The 2,807-nt window shown below is 59.2% G+C and carries 2 protein-coding genes and 1 pseudogene; all 3 read right to left on the reverse strand.

Annotated elements, in window-relative coordinates; genetic code table 11:
- Positions 1–498, reverse strand: a pseudogene (locus IL54_RS23345) (hypothetical protein); the annotation flags it as partial.
- Between the two features lie 257 nt (positions 499–755).
- On the reverse strand, positions 756–2,336 hold the full coding sequence (locus IL54_RS18925; RefSeq protein ID WP_049771327.1) for an AMP-binding protein: 1,581 nt from the start codon (positions 2,334–2,336) through the stop codon (positions 756–758).
- Between the two features lie 47 nt (positions 2,337–2,383).
- Positions 2,384–2,807, reverse strand: a 424-nt coding sequence (locus IL54_RS23350; protein ID WP_156106319.1) for an aldehyde dehydrogenase family protein, incomplete at its 5' end; no start/stop codon positions are given.

The raw sequence follows: 2,807 nt of genomic DNA on the forward strand, positions 1-2,807 counted from the left end.
CAGAGGAACGGCCGCGCAAGAATAGCCATGAATCTCGTCAAGGAAATGCTCGTTGGCGTGGACAATAAAGGGTTTCTGTTCCACGAGCGCGCATCCCGGCGCTCCGGTGCCGATCGCACTTTCGCTGAGGGAAACCCCGTTCCGGAAAAGACTCTCCAGTTCGCGGCACGGCCCTTCGGCGTCGCCGATCGAGCAAATGACAAATCCGCTGACGTCAAGGCAGGCCAGCACCCAATCCTGCGTGTGAAACGCTTTGTAAAGCCGTGTCATCTCCGGCATCGCATAGCGAATGAGCCGTTCACCCCTTTCTGTGGCGATCCGGCGTTCGCCAGGCGCCGCCATGTCGAACAACCTCTTGTCGGACGCGCTCAAACCCAGGCGTCTTGATCGCTCCCAGGAACGCGTGATCGGCTCGGGCACCCACTGCGACACGATACTCTCGCCCGAGAAGAAAAGATCTCGTGCCCTCCTTGTCTGGCGGACCTGTTCCAGATTCATGGATTGCCTCTCGTACCGTTGTCTTTCCGAACGGTGGGGTGCCCGGCGCCTGGACCGGACGGCGCTGATCCCTCTCTCCATTCGAACATCTTTATCGCCCGTCATGCTAGCTTGTTCGACGGACGCGAACAACCATCTCTCCTTCTCTGGAAGATCCGATCGTGCCGAAACAGATCGATGCCTGGCGATCACAAAAATGGTCGGCCAGGCGACACATGCGCCTGGCCGACCATAGTGGCTCAAGGGGAGAGGAATACTCAAGCCACCAAGCCCAGTTCAGCTTCCATCGTCTTGCGCATCTCGAACTTCTGCGCCTTGCCCGTGACCGTCATAGCGAAGCCCTCGACGATGCGGACATAGCGGGGAACCTTGTAGTGGGCGATCTTACCCCGGCAGTGGGCAATCACATCGTCGGCGCTCAGCCGATGGCCGGCTCGCGCTATGACCCATGCGCAGACTTCCTCACCAAATTTAGCGTCGCTGACGCCAAAGACCTGCACATCGACGATCAACGGGTGGCCAAGCAGGAATTCCTCGAGCTCGCGCGGATAGATATTCTCGCCGCCCCGGATGATCATGTCCTTGATGCGGCCGGTAATGCGAACATAGCCCCGCTCATCCATCACCGCGAGATCGCCCGAGTGCATCCATCCTTCCGCGTCGATGGCATCGTCGGTCTTTTCCGGATCGTTCCAATATCCCTGCATCACCGCATATCCGCGCGAGCAATATTCGCCCTGTTGGTTCACCTGCAATGTCTCGCCGTTCAACCCTACGATCTTTGCTTCGGCATGAGGGTGGACGCGGCCCACCGTCGCCACTCGCTCTGCGACGGGATCGTCTATCGACGTCTGCGTCGTCAGGGGACTGGTTTCGGTCATGCCATAGCCGATAGTCACCTCGCGCATGTTCAACCGATCCATGATCTGCTCCATCATGGCCGCCGGGCAAGGGGCGCCCGCCATGATCCCGGTGCGCAAGGACGAGACGTCGAACTGATCGAGGTCCGGATGGTTGAGGATCGTGATCAGCATGGTCGGCACTCCGTAAAGCGCCGTACAACGTTCATCTCGCACCGCCTCAAGTGTCATCCGCGCATCATAAGCCTCTCCGGGGTAGATCATCGCAGCCCCGCTCGTCACGGATGCAAGATTACCCAGGACCATGCCGAAGCAATGATAGAGCGGAACCGGAATGCAGATGCGGTCCTTGACGGTGAGATTGATGGTTTGTCCCGAAAAATAACCATTGTTGAGAATGTTGCGATGCGTAAGCGTTGCCCCCTTTGGAAAACCCGTCGTGCCGCTGGTGAATTGTATGTTGATGGCATCGTCCGGTCGCAGACTTTCCGATGCCGCGCCCAGCAGCAGGGGATCCGCCGACACGCGCAGTTGCTCCCAAGGAATGAAACCGTCATGTGCCTGCTCACCAAGCGAAATCACCAGGCGAAGGTCAGGTAAACTACGCGTTCCGATCTCGCGTAGCATGGCGATGTAGTTACTGCTTTTGAAGGCAGATGCCGTCACCAGCACGCTGCAGCCGACCTTTGCGAGCGCATACTCGATTTCGCTGACACGATAGGCAGGATTGATGTTTACCAGGATCGCGCCGATCTTGGCGGTCGCGAATTGAATCACGGTCCATTCGGCGCAATTGGGCGCCCAGATGCCGACCCGATCGCCGCGACGCACCCCATGATCGAGCAGTCCGCACGCGACCCGTTCCGCTTCGCGGTTCAGTTCCTGCCAGCTCCAGCATATATTCTGATGCCGGGAAACCAATGCCAGTTCACTCCCCCAGCGCCGGGCAGCCACCGATAGGGCTTCTCCCAGCGTCATCTCCAGCAGCGGAACATCAGCCGCGCCTTTCGCAATTGAGAGCACGGTCACCTCTTGATGTTGATCACTTGGAGCTGCGTATATTCGGCGAGGCCCTCGACGGACTGCTCGACACCCAGGCCGGAATTTTTGAAGCCGGCCATGGGGATGTGCGGGCCGATCGCGATATGCTGGTTGACCCACATCTGACCGCTTTCGATACGCTCGGCGATCGCCGCGGCGCGCTCGACATCTTTCGACCAGATGGATCCACCCAGGCCGTATTCGGAGGAATTGACGCAGCGTACCACGTCGTCCACATCCGAGAAGGCGATGACCGGCAATATGGGTCCGAATTGCTCTTCATCCACGATCGTATGGCCGTCGCTGATATCCCGGACGATGGTCGGTTGGATGAAATAGCCGGCTCGCTCCATGGCTTCGCCACCGGCGATGATCTTGCCGTCGCGCCGGGCCGCCTCCAGGAATCCC

The sequence above is a fragment of the Sphingobium sp. ba1 genome (genome assembly GCF_000743655.1).
Classification (GTDB): Bacteria; Pseudomonadota; Alphaproteobacteria; order Sphingomonadales; family Sphingomonadaceae; genus Sphingobium.

Excerpts from the sequence above, each read along its gene's own strand:
- IL54_RS18925 (WP_049771327.1), bottom strand. The coding sequence starts at position 2,336 with ATGACGCTGGGAGAAGCCCTATCGGTGGCTGCCCGGCGCTGGGGGAGT.